The sequence below is a fragment of the Pseudoalteromonas sp. SCSIO 43210 genome, assembly GCF_054133285.1.
The window spans coordinates 4,326,344-4,352,490 of record NZ_CP087225.1 but is presented as its reverse complement, the minus strand read 5'-3'; the positions used below and the strand labels follow the sequence as shown (position 1 = coordinate 4,352,490).

The 26,147-nt window shown below is 36.0% G+C and carries 21 protein-coding genes; all 21 read left to right on the top strand.

The window, feature by feature from the left end:
- Window positions 1-94: 94 nt before the first annotated feature.
- The 21 genes from LOS73_RS18970 to LOS73_RS18870 all read left to right on the top strand — a co-directional run bounded on the left by LOS73_RS18970 (window position 95) and on the right by LOS73_RS18870 (window position 26,146).
- Window positions 95-2,767 (top strand): SLBB domain-containing protein, encoded by a 2,673-nt coding sequence (locus tag LOS73_RS18970; RefSeq protein WP_033031208.1) that lies wholly within the window; start codon window positions 95-97, stop codon window positions 2,765-2,767.
- A gap of 112 nt (window positions 2,768-2,879) precedes the next feature.
- Window positions 2,880-3,833, top strand: coding sequence for a Wzz/FepE/Etk N-terminal domain-containing protein (locus LOS73_RS18965; protein WP_033031210.1), 954 nt, complete (start codon window positions 2,880-2,882; stop codon window positions 3,831-3,833).
- An 81-nt stretch (window positions 3,834-3,914) separates the two neighbouring features.
- Entirely contained in the window at window positions 3,915-5,042 is a 1,128-nt protein-coding gene (wecB, locus tag LOS73_RS18960) for a non-hydrolyzing UDP-N-acetylglucosamine 2-epimerase (RefSeq protein WP_108912443.1), read from the top strand.
- Window positions 5,043-5,075: 33 nt separating this feature from the next.
- Window positions 5,076-6,356: a UDP-N-acetyl-D-mannosamine dehydrogenase gene (wecC, locus tag LOS73_RS18955; protein ID WP_033031214.1), complete on the top strand. Its 1,281-nt coding sequence runs from the start codon at window positions 5,076-5,078 to the stop codon at window positions 6,354-6,356.
- Window positions 6,353-7,633 carry a Vi polysaccharide biosynthesis UDP-N-acetylglucosamine C-6 dehydrogenase TviB gene (gene tviB / locus LOS73_RS18950; protein ID WP_033031216.1) on the top strand — a complete coding sequence of 427 codons (1,281 nt, stop codon included), beginning with the start codon at window positions 6,353-6,355 and terminating at the stop codon, window positions 7,631-7,633. Before wecC ends, tviB begins: the two co-directional genes overlap by 4 nt.
- 98 nt (window positions 7,634-7,731) lie before the next feature.
- Complete coding sequence (locus tag LOS73_RS18945; RefSeq protein ID WP_033031218.1) at window positions 7,732-8,760, top strand: NAD-dependent epimerase/dehydratase family protein; 1,029 nt, start codon at window positions 7,732-7,734, stop codon at window positions 8,758-8,760.
- A 1-nt stretch (window position 8,761) separates the two neighbouring features.
- On the top strand, window positions 8,762-9,850 hold the full coding sequence (gene rfbB, locus LOS73_RS18940) for a dTDP-glucose 4,6-dehydratase (RefSeq protein ID WP_033031220.1): 1,089 nt from the start codon (window positions 8,762-8,764) through the stop codon (window positions 9,848-9,850).
- A gap of 1 nt (window position 9,851) precedes the next feature.
- Window positions 9,852-10,727 carry a glucose-1-phosphate thymidylyltransferase RfbA gene (rfbA, locus tag LOS73_RS18935; protein ID WP_033031222.1) on the top strand — a complete coding sequence of 292 codons (876 nt, stop codon included), beginning with the start codon at window positions 9,852-9,854 and terminating at the stop codon, window positions 10,725-10,727.
- A gap of 3 nt (window positions 10,728-10,730) precedes the next feature.
- Window positions 10,731-11,807 carry a DegT/DnrJ/EryC1/StrS family aminotransferase gene (locus tag LOS73_RS18930; RefSeq protein WP_457934140.1) on the top strand — a complete coding sequence of 359 codons (1,077 nt, stop codon included), beginning with the start codon at window positions 10,731-10,733 and terminating at the stop codon, window positions 11,805-11,807.
- A complete protein-coding gene (locus tag LOS73_RS18925) occupies window positions 11,804-12,493 on the top strand; it encodes a WbqC family protein (protein WP_033031225.1) in 690 nt (229 codons plus the stop codon). The genes LOS73_RS18930 and LOS73_RS18925 overlap by 4 nt, the downstream gene beginning before the upstream one ends.
- A gap of 3 nt (window positions 12,494-12,496) precedes the next feature.
- Window positions 12,497-13,447: a hypothetical protein gene (locus LOS73_RS18920; protein ID WP_457934139.1), complete on the top strand. Its 951-nt coding sequence runs from the start codon at window positions 12,497-12,499 to the stop codon at window positions 13,445-13,447.
- 27 nt (window positions 13,448-13,474) lie between these two features.
- Window positions 13,475-13,993 carry a GNAT family N-acetyltransferase gene (locus tag LOS73_RS18915; protein ID WP_239462847.1) on the top strand — a complete coding sequence of 173 codons (519 nt, stop codon included), beginning with the start codon at window positions 13,475-13,477 and terminating at the stop codon, window positions 13,991-13,993.
- Window positions 13,994-14,001: 8 nt separating this feature from the next.
- The gene (locus LOS73_RS18910) at window positions 14,002-15,513 is read left to right on the top strand and encodes an oligosaccharide flippase family protein (RefSeq protein ID WP_033031233.1); all 1,512 of its coding nucleotides are present in this window, start codon (window positions 14,002-14,004) and stop codon (window positions 15,511-15,513) included.
- Window positions 15,510-16,439 carry a glycosyltransferase gene (locus tag LOS73_RS18905; protein ID WP_050484160.1) on the top strand — a complete coding sequence of 310 codons (930 nt, stop codon included), beginning with the start codon at window positions 15,510-15,512 and terminating at the stop codon, window positions 16,437-16,439. Before LOS73_RS18910 ends, LOS73_RS18905 begins: the two co-directional genes overlap by 4 nt.
- Before the next feature lie 18 nt (window positions 16,440-16,457).
- Entirely contained in the window at window positions 16,458-18,362 is a 1,905-nt protein-coding gene (asnB, locus tag LOS73_RS18900) for an asparagine synthase (glutamine-hydrolyzing) (protein ID WP_033031235.1), read from the top strand.
- A complete protein-coding gene (locus LOS73_RS18895; protein WP_033031237.1) occupies window positions 18,359-19,597 on the top strand; it encodes a hypothetical protein in 1,239 nt (412 codons plus the stop codon). The genes asnB and LOS73_RS18895 overlap by 4 nt, the downstream gene beginning before the upstream one ends.
- A gap of 96 nt (window positions 19,598-19,693) precedes the next feature.
- Window positions 19,694-20,029: a hypothetical protein gene (locus tag LOS73_RS18890; RefSeq protein WP_457934138.1), complete on the top strand. Its 336-nt coding sequence runs from the start codon at window positions 19,694-19,696 to the stop codon at window positions 20,027-20,029.
- Between the two features lie 84 nt (window positions 20,030-20,113).
- Entirely contained in the window at window positions 20,114-21,214 is a 1,101-nt protein-coding gene (locus LOS73_RS18885; protein WP_081824588.1) for a glycosyltransferase, read from the top strand.
- A 94-nt stretch (window positions 21,215-21,308) separates the two neighbouring features.
- Window positions 21,309-22,193 (top strand): hypothetical protein, encoded by an 885-nt coding sequence (locus tag LOS73_RS18880; protein ID WP_033031241.1) that lies wholly within the window; start codon window positions 21,309-21,311, stop codon window positions 22,191-22,193.
- Complete coding sequence (locus tag LOS73_RS18875; protein ID WP_033031243.1) at window positions 22,194-24,335, top strand: bi-domain-containing oxidoreductase; 2,142 nt, start codon at window positions 22,194-22,196, stop codon at window positions 24,333-24,335. It begins immediately after the preceding gene.
- Window positions 24,332-26,146: a heparinase II/III family protein gene (locus LOS73_RS18870; protein ID WP_033031245.1), complete on the top strand. Its 1,815-nt coding sequence runs from the start codon at window positions 24,332-24,334 to the stop codon at window positions 26,144-26,146. The genes LOS73_RS18875 and LOS73_RS18870 overlap by 4 nt, the downstream gene beginning before the upstream one ends.
- Window position 26,147: the final 1 nt, after the last annotated feature.

Here is a 26,147-nt window from a genome sequence, read left to right as displayed (position 1 = left end):
TGACAAAAAGGGACGAAAGTCCCTTTTTTATTTGCTACTAAATAATGTATTATGGCGACCAATTTTGGTTGTAGACCTAGGGATATACCTACTCGTGAAAGTATTTACTCAATTTTTTAGTGCTTTTGTTCTATTGTGCAGTTTTAGTGCATTGGCTTTAACGCCAACAGCGTCACAATTGGAGCAGTTTAAAAAGCTGCCTAAATCGCAACAAGAAGCCCTCGCAAAACAGTACGGTGTAGACTTATCTACAATCACGGGTACAAATCAATCAAGCGAACAGGTTAAAACTGAACAGTCGACTATCGGCCAACGCTCAGAATCTGAGCCGGAGCAGCTTACAGGTGAAGAGCGCTTTAAACCAAAAGTAGACGAAATAAAGCCTTTTGGGTATGCGCTATTTGCAGGTGAACCTACAACATTTATGCCAAGTGAAAATGCAGCTGTTCCTGATACGTACTTAATTGGACGCGGCGATCAACTAAGAATTAATTTTTATGGTAAAGAAAGTGAAAGCTTCGACATAACCGTTGACCGTGAAGGGCGACTTAATATTCCTGACTTAAGTCCAGTTCAAGTGGCTGGCCTTACTTTTGCTGAAGTAAAAGAGTTAATTAATGCAAAAGTAGAGCAAGAAGTTATTGGTGTAAAAGCATTTGTATCGCTTGGTCAACTTCGCAGTATGCGCATTTTAGTGCTAGGTGAAGCGTATAAGCCTGGTAGCTACAGTGTTTCTTCATTAACAACTGTTTCGCACGCATTATTTGTAAGTGGTGGCGTGTCTGATATTGCTTCACTGCGTAATATTCAAGTTAAACGCACAGGCAAGGTTGTAGCAAATTTTGACCTTTACGACTTACTTATTAATGGCGATAGCAGTAACGACATCGTATTAAAGCCTGGCGATGTTGTGTTTATACCATCAGTTGGCGCTCAAGTAAGAGTTGAAGGTGCGGTTAAACGTCCCGCTATCTTTGAACTTAAAGAAGGTGAGACTGCTCAGCAATTGCTAATTATGGCAGGTGGCCTTAAGGCAAACGCTTATGCTAAAAATGCAGTGGTAGAGCGCTTTAACTATGATCGTAAAGAAGTACTATCGGTAGACTTTTCAAAACCGCAAATTAATTATATTCCACAAGATGGCGACCGTATTCGCTTTAATTCAGTTAGCTCTCAATACCAAAATACTATTAGCTTGATTGGCGCGGTAGCACGCCCGGGTAATTATCAATGGTACCAAGGAAAACGTATTTCCGACGTTCTAAAATCAGTACGTGGCGACTTACTCCCACAAGCTGATTTAAGTTACGGCTTACTTATTCGTGAAACAAATATTAATGGTGACATAGAAGCGCACCAATTTGATATAGCGCAAGCAATAGTTAAAAACACCGCAAATAACCTACAGCTTAAAGCAAACGATAAAATAATTGTATTTAGCCGCTTTGAAGAGAAAGAAGCTGAGTTGTCTGCGCTAGCAAATATGGCATTAAGCCAAGAGCAACAAGAGCAGCAAACTAAAGCAGAGCAATGGCATAAGTTTGAACAAAAAGAGTTCGAAAAATATATAGGTATAAATCAAAAAGACGAAGAGCTTGTACTTGAAGACAATAAAATTTTAACTATTGCTGAAATATCTAAACGTAAAGCAAAAGAAGAAGAACAAGAGCTTAAAGCTCAAGAGTATGCGTCATTTAGTCGCCATAACTTATTAGCGCCTATTATTGCTAAATTTAAACAACAAGCTTCTGTTAGCGAAGCAATGAAATTGGTTGAAATTAGTGGCAATGTAACTTATCCAGGTATTTACCCGTTAACGGTGGGCGGCGAAGTTGTTGATTTAGTGACAGCCTCAGGTGGGTTATTAGAGTCTGCCTTTATTAAGCAAGCAGAAATTACACGCATCGTGTCTGGTAATGCATCTCAGGTTGAACATGTAAGGTTTGATCTTGAAGGCGCTATGAAAGGTGACTTACAAAATAATATTATACTACGCAGTAAAGATAGCATTAATATTTTCGCCATTCCCAACTGGCAAGAAAACGTAAAAGTAGAATTAAGAGGTGAGCTCAAATTCCCTGGTACTTATACTATTCGTCGTGGTGAAAAACTAACTGATTTATTAGAGCGTGCAGGTGGCTTCTCTCAATTTGCAGAGCAAAAAGCTGCGGTATTTACACGTAAATCGATTAAAAAACAGGAACAAGAGCAACTAGCTCGTTTGTCTACAGAACTTCGACGAGATATTGCATCAAAAAGCTTCCAAAACTCCGTAAGCGGCAATACCCTTTCTTATGAAGAAATGGATAAACTGTTAAACGATTTAGCCAATGTTGAAGCCGTAGGGCGTTTAGTTATCGACCTTCCTCGTATAGTAAGTAATCAACAAAATTTAGTATTACAAGATGGTGACACGCTTTATGTGCCAAGCAAGCGCGACTCTATAAGCATCATAGGTGAAGTTAACTACTCTACATCTCACCTTTATCAAGCTGGTGTGAGTGTTGATGATTATATTGATCTCAGTGGTGGTTTAAAAGAACGTGCAGCAGAGGATCGTATTTACATTATTAAAGCTAATGGTTCAGTAAAAATCCCTAATACAGGCGGCTGGTTTGCTGCTAATAATACAGACCAATTAGAACCAGGGGATACCATTGTGGTACCAATGGATGCAGGGCACATGGATAAGCTAACGCTTTGGAGCACAGCAACGCAGATTATGTACCAATTAGGTGTAGCGGTAGCTGCAATAAGCGGTATTTAATAGTTATGCGCGGCTTGTTGCCGCGCATTTATTTATTAGTAGGCGTGGCTTTTTGTTACGCATTTATTAGCAGGCGTAGCTTTATGCTGCGCAGAATGAGCCTGAGACTTACATGGAAAACAATTTAAATAACCCAAAACAAGCAAATGTTTTAGCTGTCGCTGATGATGAAATCGACCTGAGAGAATTATTTACAGCTATTTGGCAAGGTAAATGGATTATTATCGCGGTCACTACACTATTTGCGGTAGCTTCGGTTTTCTATGCAATTAATCAGCCCAATATTTATAAATCAGAGGCACTACTTGCTCCGACTGAGACCCCAAAAAATGCTAGTTTAGGTGGTTTAGCTGGGCAATTTGGCAGTTTAGCGAGTTTAGCTGGAGTTAATCTTAGTGGTGGAGGAAATAATAAAAGTCAATTAGCTATTGAAGTTTTGAAATCCCGTCATTTTATATCTGAGTTTATAAAAAGGCATAATATATTAGCTGATTTGATGGCTGTTAAAGAATGGGATAGCGTTAATAATACAATAGTATATAACAGTGATTTATATAACATTAAGTCTAAAGAGTGGACTAGAAAAGTTAAAGCACCTTTCAAACCTATACCATCAATGCAAGAAGCTTATAAAGTATTTATAGATAAGAGTCAGTTTATAAGTAATGAAGATACAGGAATGATAGTTGTTTCTATAGAACACATATCTCCAGTTATCGCTCAACAGTGGGTTTCATGGCTTGTAGAAGATATTAACGAGGTTATGAAAGAAAGGGATGTAACTGAAGCGAAGAGAAGCAGTGAATTTTTAGAAAATCAACTAAAAAAAACCAAAATTGCAGATATTCGCGTCGTACTATATAAATTAATTGAAGAGCAAACAAAAACAATAATGTTTGCAAATGTACGTGATGAATATGTTTTTAAGACAATTGACCCTGCTGTTATACCAGAACAAAAGAGTAAGCCTGCACGAGCAATGATTTGTATTTTAGGTACTATGTTAGGTGTCATATTAAGTGTTTTTCTTATTTTGGTTAGGTACTTTATTAAAAGGCAAGACTGAAAGTTCATGCTTTACCCTGAATCAGGGTAATAAATCTGATTGTTAAATAATAAAGTGAAGAAAGGTTTTAATATGTCTAAAATTAAAGTTTTAACTGTTTTTGGTACTCGTCCAGAGGCAATCAAAATGGCTCCTTTAGTACATTCACTGAAGAGTGATGAGCGTTTTGAATCAAAGGTATGTGTGACCGCACAACACAGAGAAATGTTAGACCAAGTACTAGAACTATTTGAAGTAATTCCTGATTATGATTTAAATTTGATGAAACCTGGGCAAACACTTTCTGAAATAACAAGCCGTATTTTGCTTGAACTTACCAGTGTATTAAAAGATTTTGAGCCTGATGTAGTTCTTGTCCACGGTGATACGGCAACTACATTTGCTGCTAGCTTGGCTGCATATTATGAACAAATAGCAGTAGGACATGTTGAAGCAGGTTTGAGGACGGGCAATATTTATTCTCCATGGCCAGAAGAAGGCAATCGTAAGTTAACTGGTACGCTTACTAAATATCACTTTGCACCAACGAAAATTTCCGAAGCTAACTTATTGAGAGAAAACTATAGCGTTACAAATATATTTGTAACGGGCAACACTGTAATTGATGCATTATTACTTATTAAACAGCAAATAGAATCTGACGAGAACTTGAGTAATAAACTTTCAGAAAAATTTCCAATGCTTGATTCAAATAAAAAGCTTATTTTAGTTACAGGGCATCGTCGTGAAAGCTTTGGTGGTGGATTTGAACGAATTTGTGAAGCATTAGCGCAAACGGCAAAAGCCCACCCTGATTGTCAAATTTTGTACCCTGTACACCTAAACCCTAATGTACAAGAGCCAGTAAAGCGGATTTTGAAAGGTGTAAATAATGTGTATTTAATTGAACCGCAGCAGTATTTACCCTTTGTATATTTGATGAATCGTTCGTACGTTATTTTAACTGATTCAGGTGGTATACAAGAAGAAGCCCCTAGTCTAGGTAAGCCTGTACTGGTAATGAGAGATACCACAGAGCGCCCTGAAGCTGTTGAAGCGGGTACTGTAAAGTTAGTTGGCACAGATGTCGTAAAAATAACGACTGAATTAAACGAGCTATTAACCAACGAGTCTTCATATAAAGTAATGAGTAAATCTCATAACCCGTATGGGGATGGTAAATCATGCCAACGTATATGCGATATACTAGCTAAATCTCTTTATGAGTGAAGGTTACGAGCTAAATAGAGAACAAGGAATCCCATGTCATTTAATACAATATCAGTAATTGGCTTAGGCTATATTGGTTTACCAACAGCTGCGATGTTTGCATCATGCAAAAAAAAAGTAATAGGTGTTGATATTAATCAAAATGCCGTTGATACAATTAATCGTGGTGAAATACATATAATAGAGCCTGATTTGGACTTGATAGTTCATGCTGCTGTAACTCAAGGTTACTTAAAGGCAACCACTAAGCCTGAACCTGCTGATGCTTTTTTAATAGCAGTACCAACACCATTTAAAAACACCTCAGGTAATGAAAGTAACTCAACCATTCCAGAGCCTGATTTAAGTTATATTAAAAAAGCAAGTGAGGCTATTGCACCAGTGCTGAAAAAAGGTGATTTAGTCATACTTGAATCTACTTCACCGGTTGGAGCTACAGAACAAATGGCTGAGTGGTTGGCTGCTGCGCGTCCAGATCTATCGTTTCCAAAAACACTAGATGACAATGCGGATATAAATATAGCTCATTGTCCTGAGCGAGTCCTACCAGGGCATGTTGTGCGTGAATTGGTTGAAAATGATCGTGTTATTGGTGGTATTTCTGCAACGTGTTCTAAACGCTCAGTACAATTATACAAAACATTTGTACAAGGTGAGTGCGTTATTACAAATGCACGTACAGCTGAAATGGCAAAGTTAACAGAAAACTCATGTCGTGATGTACAAATAGCATTCGCTAATGAGTTATCGGTAATATGCGACAAGTTAGATATTGATGTGTGGGAGCTTATATCACTTGCTAATCGCCATCCACGTATAAATATTTTACAACCAGGACCTGGTGTTGGCGGACATTGTATTGCAGTAGATCCCTGGTTTATCGTAAGTAAAACTCCTAATGAAGCACAATTAATATACACAGCGCGTAAAGTAAACGATGAAAAGCCTTTGTGGGTAATCAATAAAGTAAAACTCGCTATAGCTGATTTTTTGCAAGCAAATCCTACAAAAACAGCTAAAGATGTAACTATTGCTTGTTATGGCTTAGCATTTAAACCAAATATAGATGATTTACGAGAAAGTCCTTCATTAAATATTACTGAGCAAATAGCGAAACTGCATGCAGGTGATGTTATTGCTGTGGAGCCAAATATAAATGAATTATCGAAGCGTTTCGATACATTTAAATTATCTTCATTTGAATATGCAAAATTAAATGCAAATATTCATTTATTATTAGTAGATCATAACGAGTTTAAAATGAAAAACCCAATTTCAAGATATGTAATTGATACTAAAGGAATTTGGTCATGATAGCTAATCAAGGCCTAATAAAGATAGGCGTAATAGGTTTAGGCTATGTAGGCCTGCCATTAGCGGTTGAGTTTGGTAAAAAATTCTCAGTACTTGGTTTTGATGTGAACAAAAATAGAATTGCACAATTGGAATCCGGTACGGATTTAACCCTTGAAGTTAGTGATGAAGAACTCAAAGAGTCGTTACTGCTTAATTATTCTTATAGTGTATCGGATCTTAAAAGTTGTAATGTATATATAGTTACAGTACCAACACCAATTGATCAGCATAAGCAGCCTGATTTAACACCACTGATTAAAGCTAGTGAAATGTTAGGCTCAGTGATTAAATATGGCGATATCATTATTTATGAATCGACAGTATATCCTGGTGCTACGGAAGAAGTGTGCCTACCTGTTGTCGAACACGCATCTGGCCTGAAATTTAATAAGGACTTTTATGCAGGTTACTCACCAGAGCGTATTAATCCAGGTGATAAGGAACATCGTGTAACTAATATTTTAAAAGTAACATCAGGGTCAACACCTGAGGTAGCTGAAAAAGTTGATCAACTCTATAAATCAATAATAACGGCAGGTACTTATAAAGCTAGTTCAATAAAAGTAGCTGAAGCTGCAAAAGTAATAGAGAATACTCAACGAGATGTAAATATTGCATTGATTAATGAATTATCAATTATTTTTAATAAACTAGATATAGATACTCTTGAGGTATTAGAAGCTGCAGGTACCAAATGGAATTTTTTACCTTTTCGACCGGGTCTCGTTGGGGGGCATTGTATAGGTGTTGACCCCTACTACTTAACTCATAAAGCACAAAGTGTGGGTTATCACCCTGAAATGATTTTAGCAGGGCGTCGCTTAAATGATGGTATGGGCAAGCATGTAGTATCTGAGCTAGTAAAAAAGATGCTTAAAAAGCGTATTCATGTAGACGGTGCTAATGTATTGGTTATGGGCTTAACCTTTAAAGAAAACTGCCCGGATCTCCGAAATACAAAAGTAGTTGATATTGTTTGTGAGCTTAAGGAATATAATATCAATGTAGATATTATAGATCCTTGGTGCTCAAATAGTGACGCTCAACATGAGTATGGTCTCAGCTTAGTAACAGAGTATAAAGAAAACAATTACGATGCAGTAATACTAGCTGTTGGCCATAATCAATTTAAAGTAATGGGGACAAATAAAATACGCTCCTTGGGTAAAGAGAATCATGTTTTGTACGACCTTAAATATATATTACCGAAGCAAGATGTAGATATGAGATTATAAAATGAAGTTATTAAGTAAAGTAAATTAGCTTGGGCTTAATTAGGTTTTTACTTTAGTACTCATTTTGACTCTTTGGCAAATTTATTTTAAGGATTTTTATGACTCGTTATGAACAAATACAAGCAGAACTACTTTCCTCGCCTAAAACGTGGTTAATAACAGGTGTCGCAGGTTTTATCGGCTCAAATTTATTAGAACACCTATTAAAGTTAAACCAAATAGTAGTTGGATTTGATAATTTTTCTACAGGTCACCAATATAATTTAGATGAAGTAAAAGGTTTAGTTACAAAAGAGCAATGGCAGGGCTTTAGTTTTATTGAAGGTGATATTCGCAACTATCGAGACTGTGAGTTGGCAATTAGTGGCGTTGATTACGTACTACACCAAGCTGCATTAGGTTCAGTCCCGCGCTCTATAGCAGATCCTGTTACAACTAACGCTGCTAATATTACTGGCTTTTTAAATATGTTACAGGCTGCAAAAGAGGCTAAAGTTAAAAGCTTCACCTACGCTGCTAGCAGTTCAACTTATGGTGACCATCCAGCGTTGCCTAAAGTTGAAGAAAATATCGGCAACCCTCTGTCTCCTTATGCTGTAACTAAATACGTTAATGAATTATATGCTGGCGTTTATGCTAAAACATATAACTTTAAGACGATAGGTTTACGTTATTTTAACGTATTTGGTCAACGTCAAGATCCCAACGGAGCTTATGCTGCAGTTATTCCTAAGTGGACTGCTGCTATGATTCAAGGTGATGAAGTGTTTATTAATGGTGATGGTGAAACAAGTCGCGATTTCTGCTTTATAGAGAACACGGTTCAAATGAATATCTTAGCCGCGACGGCTCCAGATAATGCCAAAGACAATATTTATAATGTGGCCGTTGGCGATCGTACTACGTTAAATGATTTACACGAAGCTATCCAAGCAGCCTTAACAGAATGTAAAATTCCTGCTGGGAAAGAGCCTGTCTACAGAGATTTCAGAGCCGGTGATGTGCGTCATTCTCAAGCAAACGTAAGTAAAGCAATAAATAATTTAGGTTACGTACCCGAATACAAGATATTACAGGGAATTAGTAAAGCAATGCCTTGGTATAAAGAGTTTTTAGGTAATAAATAATATGAAGATACTTGTCACTGGTGGTGCGGGCTTTATTGGTTCTGCAGTAATTCGCCATATTATAAATAATACTCAAGACGCCGTTATTAACCTAGATAAGCTAACATATGCAGGTAATTTAGAGTCGCTTAAATCTGTAAGCAATAACGAACGTTACATTTTTGAACAAGTGGATATATGTGATCGTTTAGAGCTTGACTGTATTTTTGACAAATACAAGCCCGATGCTGTTATGCATTTAGCAGCAGAAAGTCATGTTGATCGCTCAATTACAGGGCCTGCAGAATTCATTCAAACAAATATTGTAGGTACTTATAACTTATTAGAAGCGGCGCGTGAATACTGGAATACGTTAACTGATACAGCAAAAAAAGCATTTAGGTTCCACCATGTATCTACCGATGAAGTATATGGAGACTTACCGCATCCTGATGAACAAGACGGCGATCTTCCGCTATTTACCGAACAAACAGCTTACGCACCGAGTAGCCCATATTCCGCAAGTAAAGCGTCGAGCGACCACTTAGTTCGAGCTTGGTTACGTACTTATGGTTTTCCTACAATAATAACTAATTGCTCGAATAATTATGGGCCTTATCATTTTCCCGAGAAGTTAATACCGTTAGTTATTTTAAATGCGCTTGAAGGCAAGGAATTACCTATTTATGGTAAAGGTGACCAAATTCGTGATTGGCTTTATGTAGAGGACCACGCTCGTGCTTTGTATAAAGTAGTTACCGAAGGGATTGTAGGTGAAACCTATAATATTGGCGGTCATAACGAGAAACAAAATATTGAAGTGGTGCAAAGTATTTGTAGTATTTTAGATACGCTAGTACCTAAAAAGACAAAATACGCAGAGCAAATTACTTATGTAACGGATCGCCCTGGACATGACCGCCGATATGCAATTGATGCATCAAAGATGAGTGACGAACTCAACTGGAAACCTGTTGAAACCTTTGAGACAGGACTTAAAAAAACGATTCAATGGTATTTAAATAACCAAGTATGGTGTAAAAATGTGCAAGACGGCTCATACAAACGCGAACGCTTAGGTGAACTAAATACACAGGTTGAAGGAGAGTAATATGAAAGGAATTATTCTTGCGGGCGGCTCGGGCACTCGCCTTTACCCTATAACAATGGGTGTATCAAAGCAGTTACTGCCTATTTATGATAAGCCAATGATTTATTATCCACTGTCGGTATTGATGCTAGCTGGCATTCGTGAAGTGCTTATTATAACTACCCCTGAAGATAGAGATTCATTTAAACGTTTGTTAGGTGATGGTTCACGATTTGGTATTAAACTTAGTTACACCATACAACCTAGCCCTGATGGCTTAGCGCAAGCGTTTATTTTAGGCGAAGAGTTTATAGGTAGCGACGATGTGTGTTTAGTACTTGGAGATAATATTTTTTATGGACAAGGCTTTACACCTAAATTAAAACAGGCTGTAGAGAATGCTAAAAGTGGTCAAGGTGCGACTGTTTTTGGTTACCAAGTTAAAGATCCTGAACGATTTGGTGTAGTCGAATTTAATGAACAACAAAAAGCGATTTCAATTGAAGAGAAGCCAGTTAAGCCAAAGTCACACTTTGCAGTAACAGGTCTTTATTTTTATGATAATTCCGTAGTTGAACTAGCTAAAAAAGTTGAGCCTTCAACGCGTGGTGAGCTTGAAATTACCTGCCTTAACGAAATGTATTTAGAGGAAGGTAAGCTAAATGTTGAGATGCTTGGTCGTGGTTTTGCTTGGTTAGATACTGGCACGCACGAAAGCCTGCTTGAAGCCGCACAATTTGTAGAGACTATAGAAAAACGGCAAGGCTATAAAATCGCATGTTTGGAAGAAATTGCATTTAATTATGGCTGGTTAAGTAAGCAAGAGCTTGAAGTACTAGCAAAACCATTTTTAAAAAATAGTTATGGCCAATACCTAATGCAATTGATAAAAGATTAAATAATGATAGCACTTAATAAACCACTAACCCCAGACTTAACGAAGTTGACTGCTTATTTAGCGCAAGTCAACCAGAGTGGCTGGTACACTAATTTTGGTCCATTGCATGAGCAACTCACGAAGCGTCTAGAGGCATACCTAGGTGTTGAAAACTTATTGCTAGTCTCTAATGGTACTGTCGCAATTCAAGTCGCTTGTAAAGCATTAAATATTAATTCAGCTATTACAACTCCTTTTACTTTTGTAGCAACGACCAGCTCATTGTTGTGGCAAGGCATTGACACAGCATTCAGTGATATTGATATGCACAGCTATAACTTATGCCCAATAGCACTTGATAAAGCGCTCGCAAAAGATAGTAACTACGATGGCGTAGTTGCAACTCATGTCTATGGTAACCCATGTAATGTTCACGATATAGCTGAGGTCGCCAATAAGTATAATAAAAAAGTAATTTACGATGCGGCACATGCTTTTGATGTGAAAATAGCTGAACAATCAGTGCTTAATTATGGTGATGCAAGCACGTTAAGTTTTCATGCTACTAAGGTTTTCCATACGGTTGAAGGTGGCGCTATTATTTTCAAATGTAAGGCTGATTTTGATAAAGCTAAGCAACTGATTAATTTTGGTATACAAGCTAATGGAACACTAGGCGCGGCAGGTATCAATGCCAAACTTAACGAATACCAATGCGCTGTAGGTTTAACATTACTTGATGATATTGAAAGTGTTATAAAGCATCGAACAGCACTATTTGATAACTACACAAATCAGTTGAAAGATGTGGTTGAATTACCACAATGGCATTCGCAAGCAAGCCTCAATGGTGCTTATATGCCTATATACATCGCGGATGCACAAAAGCAGAAAGATGTAATGCAAGCTCTGGCTAAAAATGATATTCAATGCCGTCGCTATTTTACACCCTCACTTGATCTAGCCTATAGCAAACAAAAAAGCTTTGGTTGCGGCAACAGTCAAAAGGTAGCAGGCGGGATCATTTGTTTACCATTGCATAACTCTATGAGCGCTGAAGATGTGTTAACCGTCACTAACGTTATTAAGGAAATACTATGAGCTTTGCTGTAATGCAGCCTTATTTATTCCCTTATTTAGGTTATTATCAATTGGTCAATGCTGTAGATAAATTTGTTTTTTATGACGATGTAACCTTTATAAAAGGAGGCTACATAAATCGGAATAACATTCTATCAAATGGTAAAGCTCAGCGCTTTACTATCCCGGTGCCTGGCATGTCATCAAATACATTAATTAATGAACTAAGCTTTGATAAAAATATAAAAAAAATACTTAAAACAATTGAACAAAGTTATAAAAAAGCCCCTTACTTTGAGCATGTTTTTCCACTTATTAAATCCGTATTGAATAATGAAAACAGACGTGTGGATCATCTTTGTGCGAAGAGTATTTCAGTCGTGTTTGATTATTTAGGTATTAGTAAAGACTTTTATTATTCAAGTGAACTCGAGTATAACCGTGACTTATCTGCTGCTGATAAGTTGATAGCGATGGCTAGTGTTTTAAAATCAAATGATTACATAAATAGCCCTGGTGGAAAGTCGCTTTATGATAAAGAATATTTCGCTAAAAAAGAAATATCTTTATCGTTTATCGAAACTGAAAAATATGAATACTCACAAAATAATGACGAATTTATTCCTCATTTATCGATGATAGATGTATTGATGTGGAATAACAAAATACAAGTTGTTGAGCTATTAGATAAATATAAGTTGGTCTAACTGATGGCTATTGGTGGGTATAATCAATTACCATTAATCAGTTTAGATACACAATTAGGCTCTGATGCCTATCAATTTCAATCAGCTCGAGCAGCTTTATACGCGTACTTAAATACCGCGAAAATTAAAACGCTGTATGTACCAAATTATATTTGCGATAGTATTTTTCCAGCACTTAAGTCATTAACTGTCGAGGTTAAGTTTTATTCGGTTAATGAGCAGTTACTTCCTGCAAGTTGTCCAAAGCAAATAAATAAAAGCAACAGTAGAATACTTTTAGTGAATTATTTTGGTTTGTTAAATGAGCAAATCAAAACGTTAACTGCCGTATCTCCTGAGTTATTTATTGTTGATAACTCACAAGCTTTGTTTAGTGAGCACATAGATGGTACGACAAGTATTTACTCGCCGCGTAAATTTTTAGGCATACCCGATGGTGGGCTGCTGAGAACAGAAATAAAAATTAATATGCCAGAAGCTCTATATGATGCTAGCGAAAATGTAGGGCATTTGTTACTTCGTGCTGCAGGTGATGTGCAAGCAGGGTACGCGCGGTTTTTAGCCGCGGAGCAGGCGCTTGAATGCTTTATACCAAAAAAGATATCAGTAATATCGGCTCACCTAATTAAATGCGCAGACATAAACGCAATTAAAGAGAAACGACGGCGTAACTATAAAATTTTATATAATAAGTTTAAATCAATAAATCAGTTAAATCTTCCTGTAGATGATCATGTACCACTTTGTTACCCACTAAAAATTAGTTTTAATGTTGCTGGTATTTGTAAGGAACTTGTTAGTAGTGCTGTTTATTTACCTAGATACTGGTGTAGTCATCATAGCGGTAGTGTAGGGAAAGATATGTTTGAAAACACTTTGTTTTTACCTGTTGACGAGCGTATTAGCACAACTGAATTACTGCAGCTGGTTAAATTAATTAGAAACAAGCTATAAGTTTAAAATGCTTGTCAAAAGAGATAAATGATGAAAGAGATTTGTTTAAGAGAATTATCTATAGCAGATATGGAAGTTTTAAATGAATGGCGAAATACAAAAAAAACCGTTGATTACTTAGGTGCAAATTTTCGCTATGTGGATATAGCTATAGATAAAAAGTGGTTTGAAAATTATCAGAATAATAGAGCGAATAATGTTCGTTTAGCCATCTGCTGCCAAGAAACTAATCAGTTATTAGGTGCTGTTTATTTGCTTAATATAGATTGGCTTAACCGTAATACGGAGTTTGCAATTTGGTTAGGTGATGAAAGCATTAGAGGACAAGGGGTTGGAGAGCGTGCTACGACACTTGCTTTAGAACATGCATTTTTAGATTTAAATTTACATAGGGTATATTTAACTGTTTTAGAAAAAAACCAAGCGGCAATAGGGTTATATAACAAGGTAGGCTTCAAAAAAGAAGGCACTTTGGTGGACGCAGTTTACAAAAATGGGAGATATATCAACATGACTTCAATGGCAATAATTAAGAAAAATAATTAAGCGATATTATGTCATTGAAGAAAAATATAATAGCAAATTATGTCAGTCAAATATATGTAACTGCTATAGGAATACTGATACTACCTTACTATATAGAGTATATGGGAGCGGAAGCTTATGGTTTAGTTGGCTTTTTTGTACTGTTACAAGCTTGGTTTAATTTGCTTGACTTAGGTTTAACACCCACAATTAGCAGAGAAACAGCTCGTTTTAAGTCAGGAGCTACGACCCCTTTAGGATTTCGTCAAATATATAGAGCGTTGAATGTTATATTTTTTATTATTGCGTTAGTTGGGGGTCTCTTTTTATATTTGTTATCTGAACTTGTTGCTAAAAAATGGTTGAATTTCGATAGTCTAGACACGGATAGTGTAATTTTCTCTGTAAAGATAATGGCACTTACAGTGGCATGTAGATGGCTTTGTGGCCTCTACAGAGGGGTGATAACTGGAAGTGAAAACCTCGTATGGCTTAGCTACTTTAATATAGTTATGGCTACATTAAGAGCTTTAGGTGTATTTGTTGTAATGTTCAAGTTTGGATTTACAATTTTTATCTTTTTTGTCTACCAGCTAATAATAGCGTTTGTAGAAACCTTAATTCTATTTAACAAATCGCGTACATTGTTACCCTCTATAAACTCTAACCTAGAAGTAATTGGCTGGTCTTTAAAGCCATTATTACCTGTACTGAAATTTTCAATGACTATCGCTTTTACTGCATCTATTTGGGTATTAGTTACTCAAACGGATAAGTTGGTGCTTTCAAATGTATTACCATTAGCTGAGTATGGTTATTTCACTTTAGCGGTTTTAGTTGCTGGGGGGATTATGATAATAAGTGGTCCAATTAGTAATGCTGTATTACCTAGAATGACATCATTATTTGCTCAGAATAAAAATATTGAAATGCTAAACGTGTATCACAACGCAACTCAATTGGTTGCAATCATTGGTGGTGCAGCAGCAATTACTATCTTCTTTAGTGCTGAAAGCTTGCTATTTGCATGGACTGGGGATAAACATTTGTCTGAAGCTGTAGCACCGATATTACGTCTGTATGTTATAGGGAACAGCTTTTTAATAATTACTTCATTTCCTTATTATCTTCAATATGCAAAGGGTAATTTGAAATATCATTTGTATGGTAACTTTATATTTGCGGGTATTTTAATTCCAGCCATAGTACTAGCCGCTAAGTATTATGGTGCAGTGGGGGCAGGCTACACATGGGTTATTATAAATTTTTTATTTTTAACGTTTTGGGTAGGATTTATTCATTATAAGATTGAACCTGGTTTACATCTCAAATGGCTATTTAATAATGTTATATTTGTGTGCATACCAGCAGTATGTGTAGGTTATATTATTCATTATATATTATTTGAACCTGTAACTAGATTAGATAACTTTTATGTAGTTATAAGCACCGGTATACCTGTTTTTTTAACTTCTTTATTTTTTTCTCCTATAGCAAGAAAGGTTTTAGGTGAAAAATATTTCAATAAGGTAATGTCTTGACCCAAAATAGTAAAGTTAAAGTATCTGTTTGTGTTGTCACTTATAACCAAGAAAATTATATTCGTGATTGCCTAGAAAGCATAGTGAATCAAAGTACTAATTTTAATTTTGAAGTAATCGTCAGTGACGACTGCTCTACTGATCGTACGGCTGAAATCATTCAAGAATATGCTGATAAATATGCGTTTATTAGACCTGTTTTACGAAGAGTAAATGTAGGAGCAGGCACCAACTACTTTGATGCACATAATTTAGCCATTGGTGAATATGTTAGTCATTGTGATGGTGATGATCTGTTTTTGCCAGACAAGCTCCAAAAACAAGCTGATCTACTTGATGAAAAACCTTTTATTTCGATGACAACTCATGCTGTTAAAGTTATAGATAGTCAAGAAGTGATTGGGGCAGACCCCAAGTTACCTATAATAGCGAGCGTTGAGCAATTAGTATCTCTTGGGACATACTTTGTGCATAGTAGTGTTATGTATCGATACAAATGTAGAAAGAAATATCCTGAAGGATTTGAGGCTGTAGATTTCTATGTTTATATTGATACAGCAATTAATGGTTCTATTTATTTAGATAAATCAGTGCTTGGTTGTTATCGCAAACATAGTGGTGGTGTATCATCAAACCCTATTTATAAATCAGCGATAGAAAATTTTTATCTTGATGCCTATAATTTAGCCCTTAGCTTAGGGGTAAATAAAGCAATAGTAAAAAAAGCGCAAGTACATAAAAAGCTTGCTTTCTCTTTAAGGTGTTGTTTTTCTGGGGATTACTCTGGTTTTAAAAGGCTGATTGAACTTTCGGCTGAAGAGTATAAATATGCAACTTGGTTGCATAAGTTTTTACATTTAACAAGATATTTCTCTTTGATTTTTCGTCTTATTTATTCATTTAAAAAAATAAAAAATAAAAAATAATTTAGTAGAGACTTTTGCATGTGTGGTTTTGCCGGTTTTATAAGTATAAAGAAGACTATAGATTTTGGAGCGGAATCTGTAGTTAGGGATATGTTAAGTAAAATTAATCATCGAGGACCCGATGATTCAGGTACTTGGATAGAGGATGGCGTTGCTTTTGGGCATCAACGCTTATCTATTCATGATTTATCTCCGCTAGGTCATCAGCCTATGCACTCCCATTCAAATCGGTTTGTTGTTGTATTCAATGGCGAGATTTATAATTTCTTAGAGCTTAAAGAAGAGCTTGTAGCATCGGGAAGTGTGTTTAAAAGTGAATCTGATACAGAAGTATTATTAGCCTGTATTGAAAAGTGGGGAGTGGAAGCCTCACTTAATAAATTTACAGGCATGTTCGCTTTTGCTTTGTGGGATAAAGAAAACAAACAATTATATTTAGCTCGCGATCGCATGGGTGAAAAACCTCTTTATTATTCGATTCTACCGAGTGGTATTGTTTTTGGTTCGCAATTAGGTTGCTTAACTCAGCATCCTCTTTTTGATAAAGAGCTAGATAGGAATGCTATTGGATTATATTTAAGACATGGTTATATTCCTGCACCTTTTAGTGTTTATAAAAACACTAAAAAATTAATGCCAGGTAATTTTTTAGCTATTGATCTTAGAGATAATGAAACAATAGCTAGTCCGCCAGCCGCATATTGGTCATTTAAAAACGTGAGTGAAACATATAAAAATAAAGATAGAATAAATGATCCAAAATTAGCATTAAGTGAACTAGATGTATTAATCAGTAAAAGTGTAGAGCAACAATCTCAAGCAGATGTGCCTCTTGGGGCGTTTTTATCTGGCGGAATTGACTCGTCTTTAATTACATCTTATATGCAATCTCAGTCCTCTAAACCAATTAATACTTTCACAATTGGTTTCAAAGATCCTAAGTATAATGAAGCTAAATTTGCTAAAGAAATAGCAAACCATTTAGGTACAAATCATACAGAGCATTATATAGACCAGTCTGATTTGTTATCAGTAGTTCCCAAACTCCCACTTGTTTATGATGAACCATTTGCAGATTCATCGCAGTTACCTACATATATAGTAGGAGCTTTAGCAAAACAAAAAGTAACAGTGGCGTTATCTGGCGATGGCGGTGATGAGTTATTTTGTGGCTATAGTCGTTATGAGAGAACTTACCAACGCTGGAATAAGGTTAGCAAAATTCCAGAGCCAATCCGTGGCTTAATAAATAGTACAAGTAAACATATTAATGTTTTAAATAATGTTCATAACTTTAAAGCTATGGGTAAAAGTACCCATGGACTAATACGAAGTTTGGACTATTTAGGTTGTACTGATTTTAATTCTTTTTATAAGCGCTCAGTATCTACCCTTATGAATGTAGAATCACTTGTAAAAGGGGCTTTGCCCATTTTTTCAGCTTATGATGAGCAAGCTGAGTATGATTTATATAGTCACATGATGAATGCTGATTCTATGCAATATTTACCAGATGATATTTTAGTAAAAGTTGATCGAGCTTTCATGGGCTCGAGCCTAGAAGGGCGTATTCCTTTACTTGATCATAATATTGTAGAATTTTCAAAAAAAATCCCTGTTAGTGTTCATAGATTTGATGGAAAAGGGAAATATTTATTAAGAGAGCTTCTGTATAAAAAAGTACCTAAAAAATTAATTGAGCGTCCAAAAATGGGGTTTGCTATTCCGCTTGACGATTGGCTAAGAGGTGCTTTGAATGAGTGGGCTAACAATTTACTTTGCCCATCAAGATTAAAGCGAGATGATATTTTTGATGTTACTTTCGTTGCAAAGATGTGGGAACAACACCAAAGCAAAGTCAATAACTGGGGAACATTACTATGGTCAATTTTAATGTTTAATGCTTGGTTAGATGAACAATGAAACTACCAAAGCTAACAATTAAAACATCTCAAGAAGGCTTTTTGTTTAAGTCTTTATTGTTGGTTTTAACATTTTTCTATTTATTTCAATTAAAGTTTTTAAAATTTGAGTGGATGCCAGCTACGCGGCTCGTTTTTTTACTATGTACTTTAACTATTGGCTTAAAATTACTTTATTTTTTTAAAAAGGATATTGAAAGAAATGTAATCTTTTATTTTTTCCAATTCTCAGTTTTCTTGTATGTTATTTTTCAAGTTATTTTTTTATCTACAGATTTTGGGATGTTGAGTAAAATAATAGTGTTTTTAGTTTTTACTCTTTATATGGCGGCCGCAGCATCATTTTTTTTTAATGATGTACGGCACCTCTTAAAAGTAATTGTGATTTGCTGTTGTATACAATCGGTAATGATATTTATTTCTTTTATATTTCCTGGATACAGAGATTGGCTTTCAACAGTTATGGTTGAGGGCGGCAACATTCCCTTCACTGACCCATTTAGAGTACCAGGCTTTTCTACAGGATCTGGTGCAAGTTTAGCGTTGACTATATCAGTGGGTGTTTTTGCTTCTATGGCGCTTTACTGGCGCTCAACAATGTTAAAGCGTAAATTATTATATTTATTTATATCTTTGTTTATGAGTGCATCTTGCATTTTGGTAGGTAAGTTAGGTTTGTTTCTTAGTTTATTTTATATTCTTATTTTTTTTATAATAGCATCGAGCAATTTGAAACATACGTTTTTTATAGTACTGACATTTTTTCTTAGTTTATTTATTTTATATTTTAGCTTAGAAATTGATTGGGAGGCAATAGCTTACCCATTAGAACGTTCTTTTTCGATTTTTTTAAAGGGAGAAGATGCAACTGCTGGCGCATTAGCTAAAATGCCTATACCAGCTCTTGAAATAACCACTATCATAGGCACTGGGTTGGCTGCAAAAGCTAATGGTCTAAATGCCTCAGGCAGTGATATAGGGTATGTTCAAACTTATTATGGTTTTGGGTTAGTCGTTTCTATTTTATTTTACGGTAGTTTCTTTTTTTACTTAGTCCGCAGTATTTTAAAGTTAGATAACTCAGTCAACAAGCTGTTGTGTATCGTTTTTTTTATGCCTTTATTTATAATTGAGTTCAAAGAACCATTCATTACTAAAATAATTTATCCGTTAATTTTACTAATTTTAATCTTCTTATCACAAAAAGAAATGGGAATGAAAAATGCTCAAAGATGATTGGCGACGTACTTATGAGTTAGTTCTAGGCGGTCGATTGAAGAAAATATAGGCTGCTATAGAACCCCGGTTTTCACGCAATCGTAACGTATCGGTATGGGCAATGGGTTAAGCAAAATATATAATTCGTATCTTTTTAGAGCCATGGTGTTTTTTCAGTATCATCGTATGTGCAGTAAGTGGGGAATTGAGATTCCTCGGGTTGAAAATATAGATACAGGCCTTTATATCGAGCATCATGGAGGGGTTGTCGTTTCTAGCCAAACAAAGATAGGTAAAAATGTTAATCTATCGCAAGGTGTTATAATCGGAATTTCTGGGAAAGGAGATAGACGAGGAGTTCCAGTAATTGGAAATAATGTTTATACCGCACCAGAAGCAAAAGTGTTGGGGAAGATAACGATAGGAAATAATGTGTCTATTGACAGCTAACGCTGTCGTTAATCAAGATATTCTGGATAATTCTATTGTAGTTCTATCTCCAGGTTGTATTGTTTTAGATAAAAAATAAGCTTAATGATGAAAAAAAAAATTCCAATATTGCTAGTTATTGATCATTTCGGTTCAGGTGGCGCACAAAGGCAAATTGTTAATATTGCTAACGGGTTAGTTGAAGCAGGTGAAAATGTTCATATATTAATATACTACCCCGAGTTTACACATCACAGAGCTAACTTAAATAATCGAGTTGTGGTTCATGAAGCGGTTAAATCCAATAAGCTTGGTTTCTCTGTGGTATTTAAATTGCTCGGTTTATTATATAAGTATAATTATAAAAGCGCTCTTGCTTTTTTAAACACTCCTGCATTTTATTTGGAGTTGGCGAGTTTGTTTTATGTGAAAAAAATAACACTTACTTATTCAGAAAGAACCTCACTTGAGCTAATGCCAACAGGCCTTTTAAGTAAAATAAGATACAAATTTCATGGCGTATGTAAAAACATCACTTCAAATTCAATTGTTCAATCTGAGAAATTAAAGTTAGTTCATGTTAACAAAAATGTTGTTTATATCCCCAATGCTATGCCAGAGCCTTTTTTTGACATTGAAATCAATCCTAAAGCCATTGAGGAGCGGATATTCACTGTTGTAGCGCATACCACGCCATTTAAAAATTTCAGATATATTGCAGAAGCGCTTATATTATATAAAACAAATTTTTTATCTCCAGTACCTAAAATATATTGGTATGGTCGAATTATAAAATCGGATGAATTTAAAGAAGTTGAAAATTTATTACAGCAGCATGATTTAACTGAAAATTTAGTGTTTCGTGGTCCGTCTGAGGATATTCCACACGTATTAGAGAGTTCATTCATGTTAATTCATCCGTCCAAATTCGAGTCATCGTCTAACTCAGTTGCAGAGGCGTTAGCAACAGGTACTCCAACAATACTTGGCAATATTTCTGATCATGAAATTATTTTAAAAGATTCTTCTGCCGGTTTTTTAGTTGATTTAGAAAAGCCTATTGAGTTATCGCGTTGTTTAGAGGCTGCCACAAAAATTGATTCTATTGAATATCAGCAGTTGTGTGAAAATGCTAAATATTATGCAACAGAGAATTTTAAGTCTGAAAGTGTTTTAAAAAAATATATAAAACTACTCAATGATTAATTTTTTATATGAAAGAGGGACGCAATAAGTACTTAATGTCATAATATGCAAAATAGATATTTTTTATAAATTCAATTTAAGTGATCAGGTTATTATGAGTATATGTGTTGCTGGAAGGTTTCCACCACCAATCGGTGGCGTTAGTGTTTATGTTACAAGACGTTACGCTGAATTACTCAAAACTTCAGAGCAAGTTACAAAATTAGATTTCTCAGAAAAGAACTTTTTATTTAATTTGTTTAACTCAAAAGCTCAAAAGTATGAGGTTAACTCTCTTAATTTATATGTTGTTTTAGCATTTTTATTTTTAGGGAAGATAAGAAATAGTGTTTTTATCGATCATAATGCTTCAAGACACTATAGCGGTATTAAGAAAAAGCTACTATTAGCTATTTTAAAATATTGTCACGGAGTTTATGTTGTTAATCCGAAGTTAGTCTTTTTTTATCCACCTCAGTTTAATGTAAAGTTGATATCACCTTTCGTAGCACCTGACGAGTCAGAGCATAATTCTATAGTTGAAAATTATCCACGACCTGTAAAAAACTTTATAGAGGATGGTTGTTTTACGGTTAATTCTGCTTGGAAATATATTCCTTATGAAGGGGAAGATTTATATGGTGTAGGGACAAGTTTAAAACTGCTTGATGCTATACCTAGCATGAAATTATTATTGGTTATAGGTTTATACGAACCAGAGGTATTGTCTGATGAGTGTAAAAAATTAATAGATAAACATACTCAATCAGGTCGCCTTTGTATTTTAACTGGCCAACATCAACTTTGGCCCGTGTTTAAGAAAAAGCCAATTTGTTTAAGGTTAACACCAACAGATGGCGATAGCGTTAGTGTGAGAGAAGCATTATATTTTTCTTGCTTGACTATAGCTTCTAATTCAATCGCTCGTCCAAAAGGGTGTGTGATTTATGAATATGATTCTTTCGAAGATTTAAAAAGAGTATTAATAGAGCATTTATAAATGAAACAAATATTACAAGATATGGCCAAAGGGGGCTCAACTATAGTTGAAGCTCCTGCTCCCCAGGTAACAAAAAATAATGTAGTGATAAACACTACAACTACGCTCATATCTGCAGGTACTGAGAGAATGCTCGTTGATTTTGGTAAAGCTAACCTAATTGATAAAGCACGTGCCCAGCCTGATAAAGTTAAAATGGTGCTTGAAAAAGTACAAACGGATGGTTTGATGACTACAGTTGATGCTGTGAAGTCTAAGCTTGCTCAGCCATTACCGTTGGGTTACTGCAATGTAGGTGTAGTTGAAAGCGCAGGAATAGGTGCGGAGAGTTTTAAAGCTGGTGACCGAGTTGTATCTAATGGGCCTCATGCTGACGTAGTGCGAGTTGCAAAAAACTTAGTTGCAAAAATACCGAGTAATGTTTCTGATGAAGAAGCTGCTTTTACAGTTGTTGCAAGTATTGGTCTACAAGGCATACGTTTAGCGAACCCAACAATGGGTGAGTGTTTTGTTGTTACAGGTGTTGGCCTAATTGGTTTGTTAACAGTTCAAATGCTAAGGGCTCAGGGATGTAGAGTATTAGCAATTGATTTTGACCAATCAAAGCTTGATTTAGCTAAGCAGTTTGGCGCAGAAATTTGCAACCCCGGTAAAGGTGAAGACCCAGTTGCCGCTGGGATGACATTTAGTCGCGGGGTTGGCGTAGATGGTGTAATTATTACAGCCTCAACTAAATCAAACGACCCTGCAACCCAAGCAGCTAGAATGAGTCGTAAACGTGGCCGTATTATTTTAGTGGGGGTAATTGGCCTTGAACTAAATCGTGCTGACTTTTATGAAAAAGAGCTGACTTTTCAGGTTTCATGTTCTTATGGCCCTGGCCGTTATGATCCTAGTTACGAAGAGCAAGGTAATGATTACCCACTAGCATTTGTGCGCTGGACTGAGCAGCGTAATTTTGAAGCAATACTTGATATGATGTCGTGTGGTCAAGTCGATGTTAAGCCATTAATTACACATCGATTTAAATTCGAATACTCAAATGATGCCTATGATTTATTAACAACAGATAAAAGTGCTTTGGGTATTTTGCTACAGTTTGAATCTGATTCAGTAAGTCGTCATGAAAGAATCATAAATTTAAAAGCAGCACCTGAGTATCAACCCGATGATGCTATAGTCGGCTTTATTGGTGCTGGCAACTATGCATCACGTATGTTGATCCCTGCCTTTAAAAAAGCGGGAGCGCAACTTCATAGTATTTCAACTTCTGGTGGTATTAACGGTGTAATTCATGGTGAGAAGGCAGGCTTCAGCGAGGCGACCACTGATACACAGAGTATGATTGAAAATTCAAGCATCAATACTATTGCTATTGTTACTCAGCATAATAGCCATGCATATTTTGTTCAACAAGCGCTTAAGGCAGGCAAAAACGTATTTGTAGAAAAACCGTTAGCAATAACTCATGAAGAACTAGCCGAAGTTAAGACTGCTTATGAGGATGCTATTAAAGCAGAAAAACCACCTAAATTGATGGTTGGTTTTAATCGACGTTTTTCACCTCAAATACAAAAAATGAAAGCACTATTAGCACCGATTAAAGAGCCTAAATCATTTATTATGACAATGAATGCTGGCAGCATTCCAGCCGATCATTGGACGCAAAATAATAATGTTGGAGGTGGACGCATTATTGGTGAGGCCTGTCACTTTATCGATTTAATGCGTTACTTAGCTGGTAGTGAAATTGTAAGTGTTCAAGCTCGTAGAATGGGTGACACCAACGCAGTTGATATAACAGAAGATAAAGCGGCAATTATTCTTGGCTTTGCTGATGGATCATTTGGAACTATTCATTATTTAGCAAATGGTGCTGCTAGCTTTCCAAAAGAAAGAATCGAAGTGTTTGCAGCGGGCGGGACATTGCAGTTGGATAACTTTATAAAACTTAAAGGTTTTGGCTGGAAAGGGTTTAAGAAGCTTAATTTATGGAAACAAGATAAGGGCCAAACAACTTGCTCGGCAGCCTTCATTGATTCTATAAAAAAAGGTACCACAGCACCAATACCGGCTGATGAGTTATTTGAAGTTGCTAAGATAACCATTGATGTTGCAGAGCAGTTGCGCATACAAAAATGAATTTAATCAAAGTTAAAACAGCACTCGGATTAGGTTTACCAAACCTAGCCCGAGTGTTTACGTATCAGCTTGGGCTAAAAACAGGGTTTAATAAAGTAAAAAATATTACCTCTGAAATTAAATCAGGTGACTTTTTTACTCCATATGTAGGTCCTACAGTTAATAGCCCATGTAATGCTCAGTGGTTTAATAAGCATACTTATTTTGGTGTCGAATCAGGTAGAGCTGAAATTCCCAATTGGCATCAAAGCTGTTTAAATAAAGAGTTAACTCCTTGTGACATACCTTGGTATTTAATTGGGGACTTTGATGAGCAGTTAGGTGATATTAAAGGCGTTTGGGAAGCATCACGCTTTGATTGGGTCGTCAGTTTTGCTCAACAAGTAGCAAGCGGCGATAAAGGCGCTCTTATTAAGTTAAATGTCTGGGTGACCGGCTGGGTTAAGAGCAATCCTCCCTACAACGGAGTTAATTGGAAGTGTGGACAAGAAGCTTCAATAAGGGTAATGCATTTAGCTCTAGCCGCTTTATTGCTAAAACAAACCCAAAATACGACTCCAGCACTATTAAGTTTAATTAAAGCACATTTAAAGAGAATATCGCCTACTGTTATGTACGCGGTTGCTCAAGATAACAATCATGGAACTTCTGAAGCTGCGGCGCTTTATATTGGCGGTTCGTGGTTAGTACTAAACGGTGATAATGACGGTGTTAAATGGCAGAAACAGGGTTTAAAGTGGCTTGAGAATAGATCTAAGAAATTAATTGAAACAGATGGAAGCTTTAGCCAACACTCTGTAAATTACCACCGAGTTATGCTCGATACCTATAGTTTTTCCGAAGTATGGCGCCAAAAACACAGCCTACCTTCGTTTTCAGAGCCTTTGTATATAAAGTTAAAAGCTGCTACCAATTGGTTATTTTATTTTACAGACTCTATATCTGGAGATGCTCCAAATCTTGGTGCTAACGACGGGGCACGCTTAATTCCGCTAACAAGTACTGATTATAGAGACTTTAGGCCGAGTGTTCAGCTTGCCAGTACATTGTTTTTCAAAAAAGCGGCGTATAATTTTAGTGGTGATTTTAATGTGCCACTTAAGTGGCTAAAATTAGAAAAACCTAACCAATGTATAGCAAACAAAGTTGCAAAAGACTTTACAGATGGTGGCTATACTTATTTGAGCGCGGCAAACGCTGCGCTTTATTTTAACTACCCCATGTTTAAGTTTAGACCCAGTCAGAGTGATGCCTTGCACATCGATTTTTGGTTGAATGATCAAAATATATTTCGCGATGGAGGCACATTTAGCTACAATGCTGGGAAAAAATATATTGATTATTATGGTGGAGTAAAAAGTCATAATACGATTGAATTTGATTCGCACGATCAAATGCCTCGTTTGAGCCGTTTTTTACTAGGTGACTGGGTAAAAACTATTCATAAGAAAACTCTCATAGTTGCAGGTAGCGAGCAACAAATTAGTGCTGGGTATAAAGATAGATTTGGCTGCAAACATATACGCGTGATTAGTTTACAGCCACATTTATTAACCGTACAAGACACTATTAGTGGATTTAAGCAAAAGGCTGTACTGCGTTTTCGGCTTTCTCCAATAGATTGGACATTAGCAGGGGATAGCCTTGTAAGTGAATTTTGCACAATTGATTTTTCGGCGAATATGAATATAACTCGTATTGAACTAACTACAGGTTTTGAATCTCGCTATTACCACCAAGAAATTGAAATACCAGTACTCGAAATAGAAGTTAACGAGCCTGGAACATTGACCACGGAAGTAAAATTTTAAT

Coding starts and splice junctions, on each gene's coding strand:
- LOS73_RS18965 (WP_033031210.1), top strand. CDS start 2,880: ATGGAAAACAATTTAAATAACCCAAAACAAGCAAATGTTTTAGCTGTC.
- wecC (WP_033031214.1), top strand. CDS start 5,076: ATGTCATTTAATACAATATCAGTAATTGGCTTAGGCTATATTGGTTTA.
- tviB (WP_033031216.1), top strand. CDS start 6,353: ATGATAGCTAATCAAGGCCTAATAAAGATAGGCGTAATAGGTTTAGGC.
- LOS73_RS18945 (WP_033031218.1), top strand. CDS start 7,732: ATGACTCGTTATGAACAAATACAAGCAGAACTACTTTCCTCGCCTAAA.
- rfbB (WP_033031220.1), top strand. CDS start 8,762: ATGAAGATACTTGTCACTGGTGGTGCGGGCTTTATTGGTTCTGCAGTA.
- rfbA (WP_033031222.1), top strand. CDS start 9,852: ATGAAAGGAATTATTCTTGCGGGCGGCTCGGGCACTCGCCTTTACCCT.
- LOS73_RS18930 (WP_457934140.1), top strand. CDS start 10,731: ATGATAGCACTTAATAAACCACTAACCCCAGACTTAACGAAGTTGACT.
- LOS73_RS18925 (WP_033031225.1), top strand. CDS start 11,804: ATGAGCTTTGCTGTAATGCAGCCTTATTTATTCCCTTATTTAGGTTAT.
- LOS73_RS18920 (WP_457934139.1), top strand. CDS start 12,497: ATGGCTATTGGTGGGTATAATCAATTACCATTAATCAGTTTAGATACA.
- LOS73_RS18915 (WP_239462847.1), top strand. CDS start 13,475: ATGATGAAAGAGATTTGTTTAAGAGAATTATCTATAGCAGATATGGAA.
- LOS73_RS18910 (WP_033031233.1), top strand. CDS start 14,002: ATGTCATTGAAGAAAAATATAATAGCAAATTATGTCAGTCAAATATAT.
- asnB (WP_033031235.1), top strand. CDS start 16,458: ATGTGTGGTTTTGCCGGTTTTATAAGTATAAAGAAGACTATAGATTTT.
- LOS73_RS18895 (WP_033031237.1), top strand. CDS start 18,359: ATGAAACTACCAAAGCTAACAATTAAAACATCTCAAGAAGGCTTTTTG.
- LOS73_RS18890 (WP_457934138.1), top strand. CDS start 19,694: ATGGGCAATGGGTTAAGCAAAATATATAATTCGTATCTTTTTAGAGCC.
- LOS73_RS18885 (WP_081824588.1), top strand. CDS start 20,114: ATGATGAAAAAAAAAATTCCAATATTGCTAGTTATTGATCATTTCGGT.
- LOS73_RS18880 (WP_033031241.1), top strand. CDS start 21,309: ATGAGTATATGTGTTGCTGGAAGGTTTCCACCACCAATCGGTGGCGTT.
- LOS73_RS18875 (WP_033031243.1), top strand. CDS start 22,194: ATGAAACAAATATTACAAGATATGGCCAAAGGGGGCTCAACTATAGTT.
- LOS73_RS18870 (WP_033031245.1), top strand. CDS start 24,332: ATGAATTTAATCAAAGTTAAAACAGCACTCGGATTAGGTTTACCAAAC.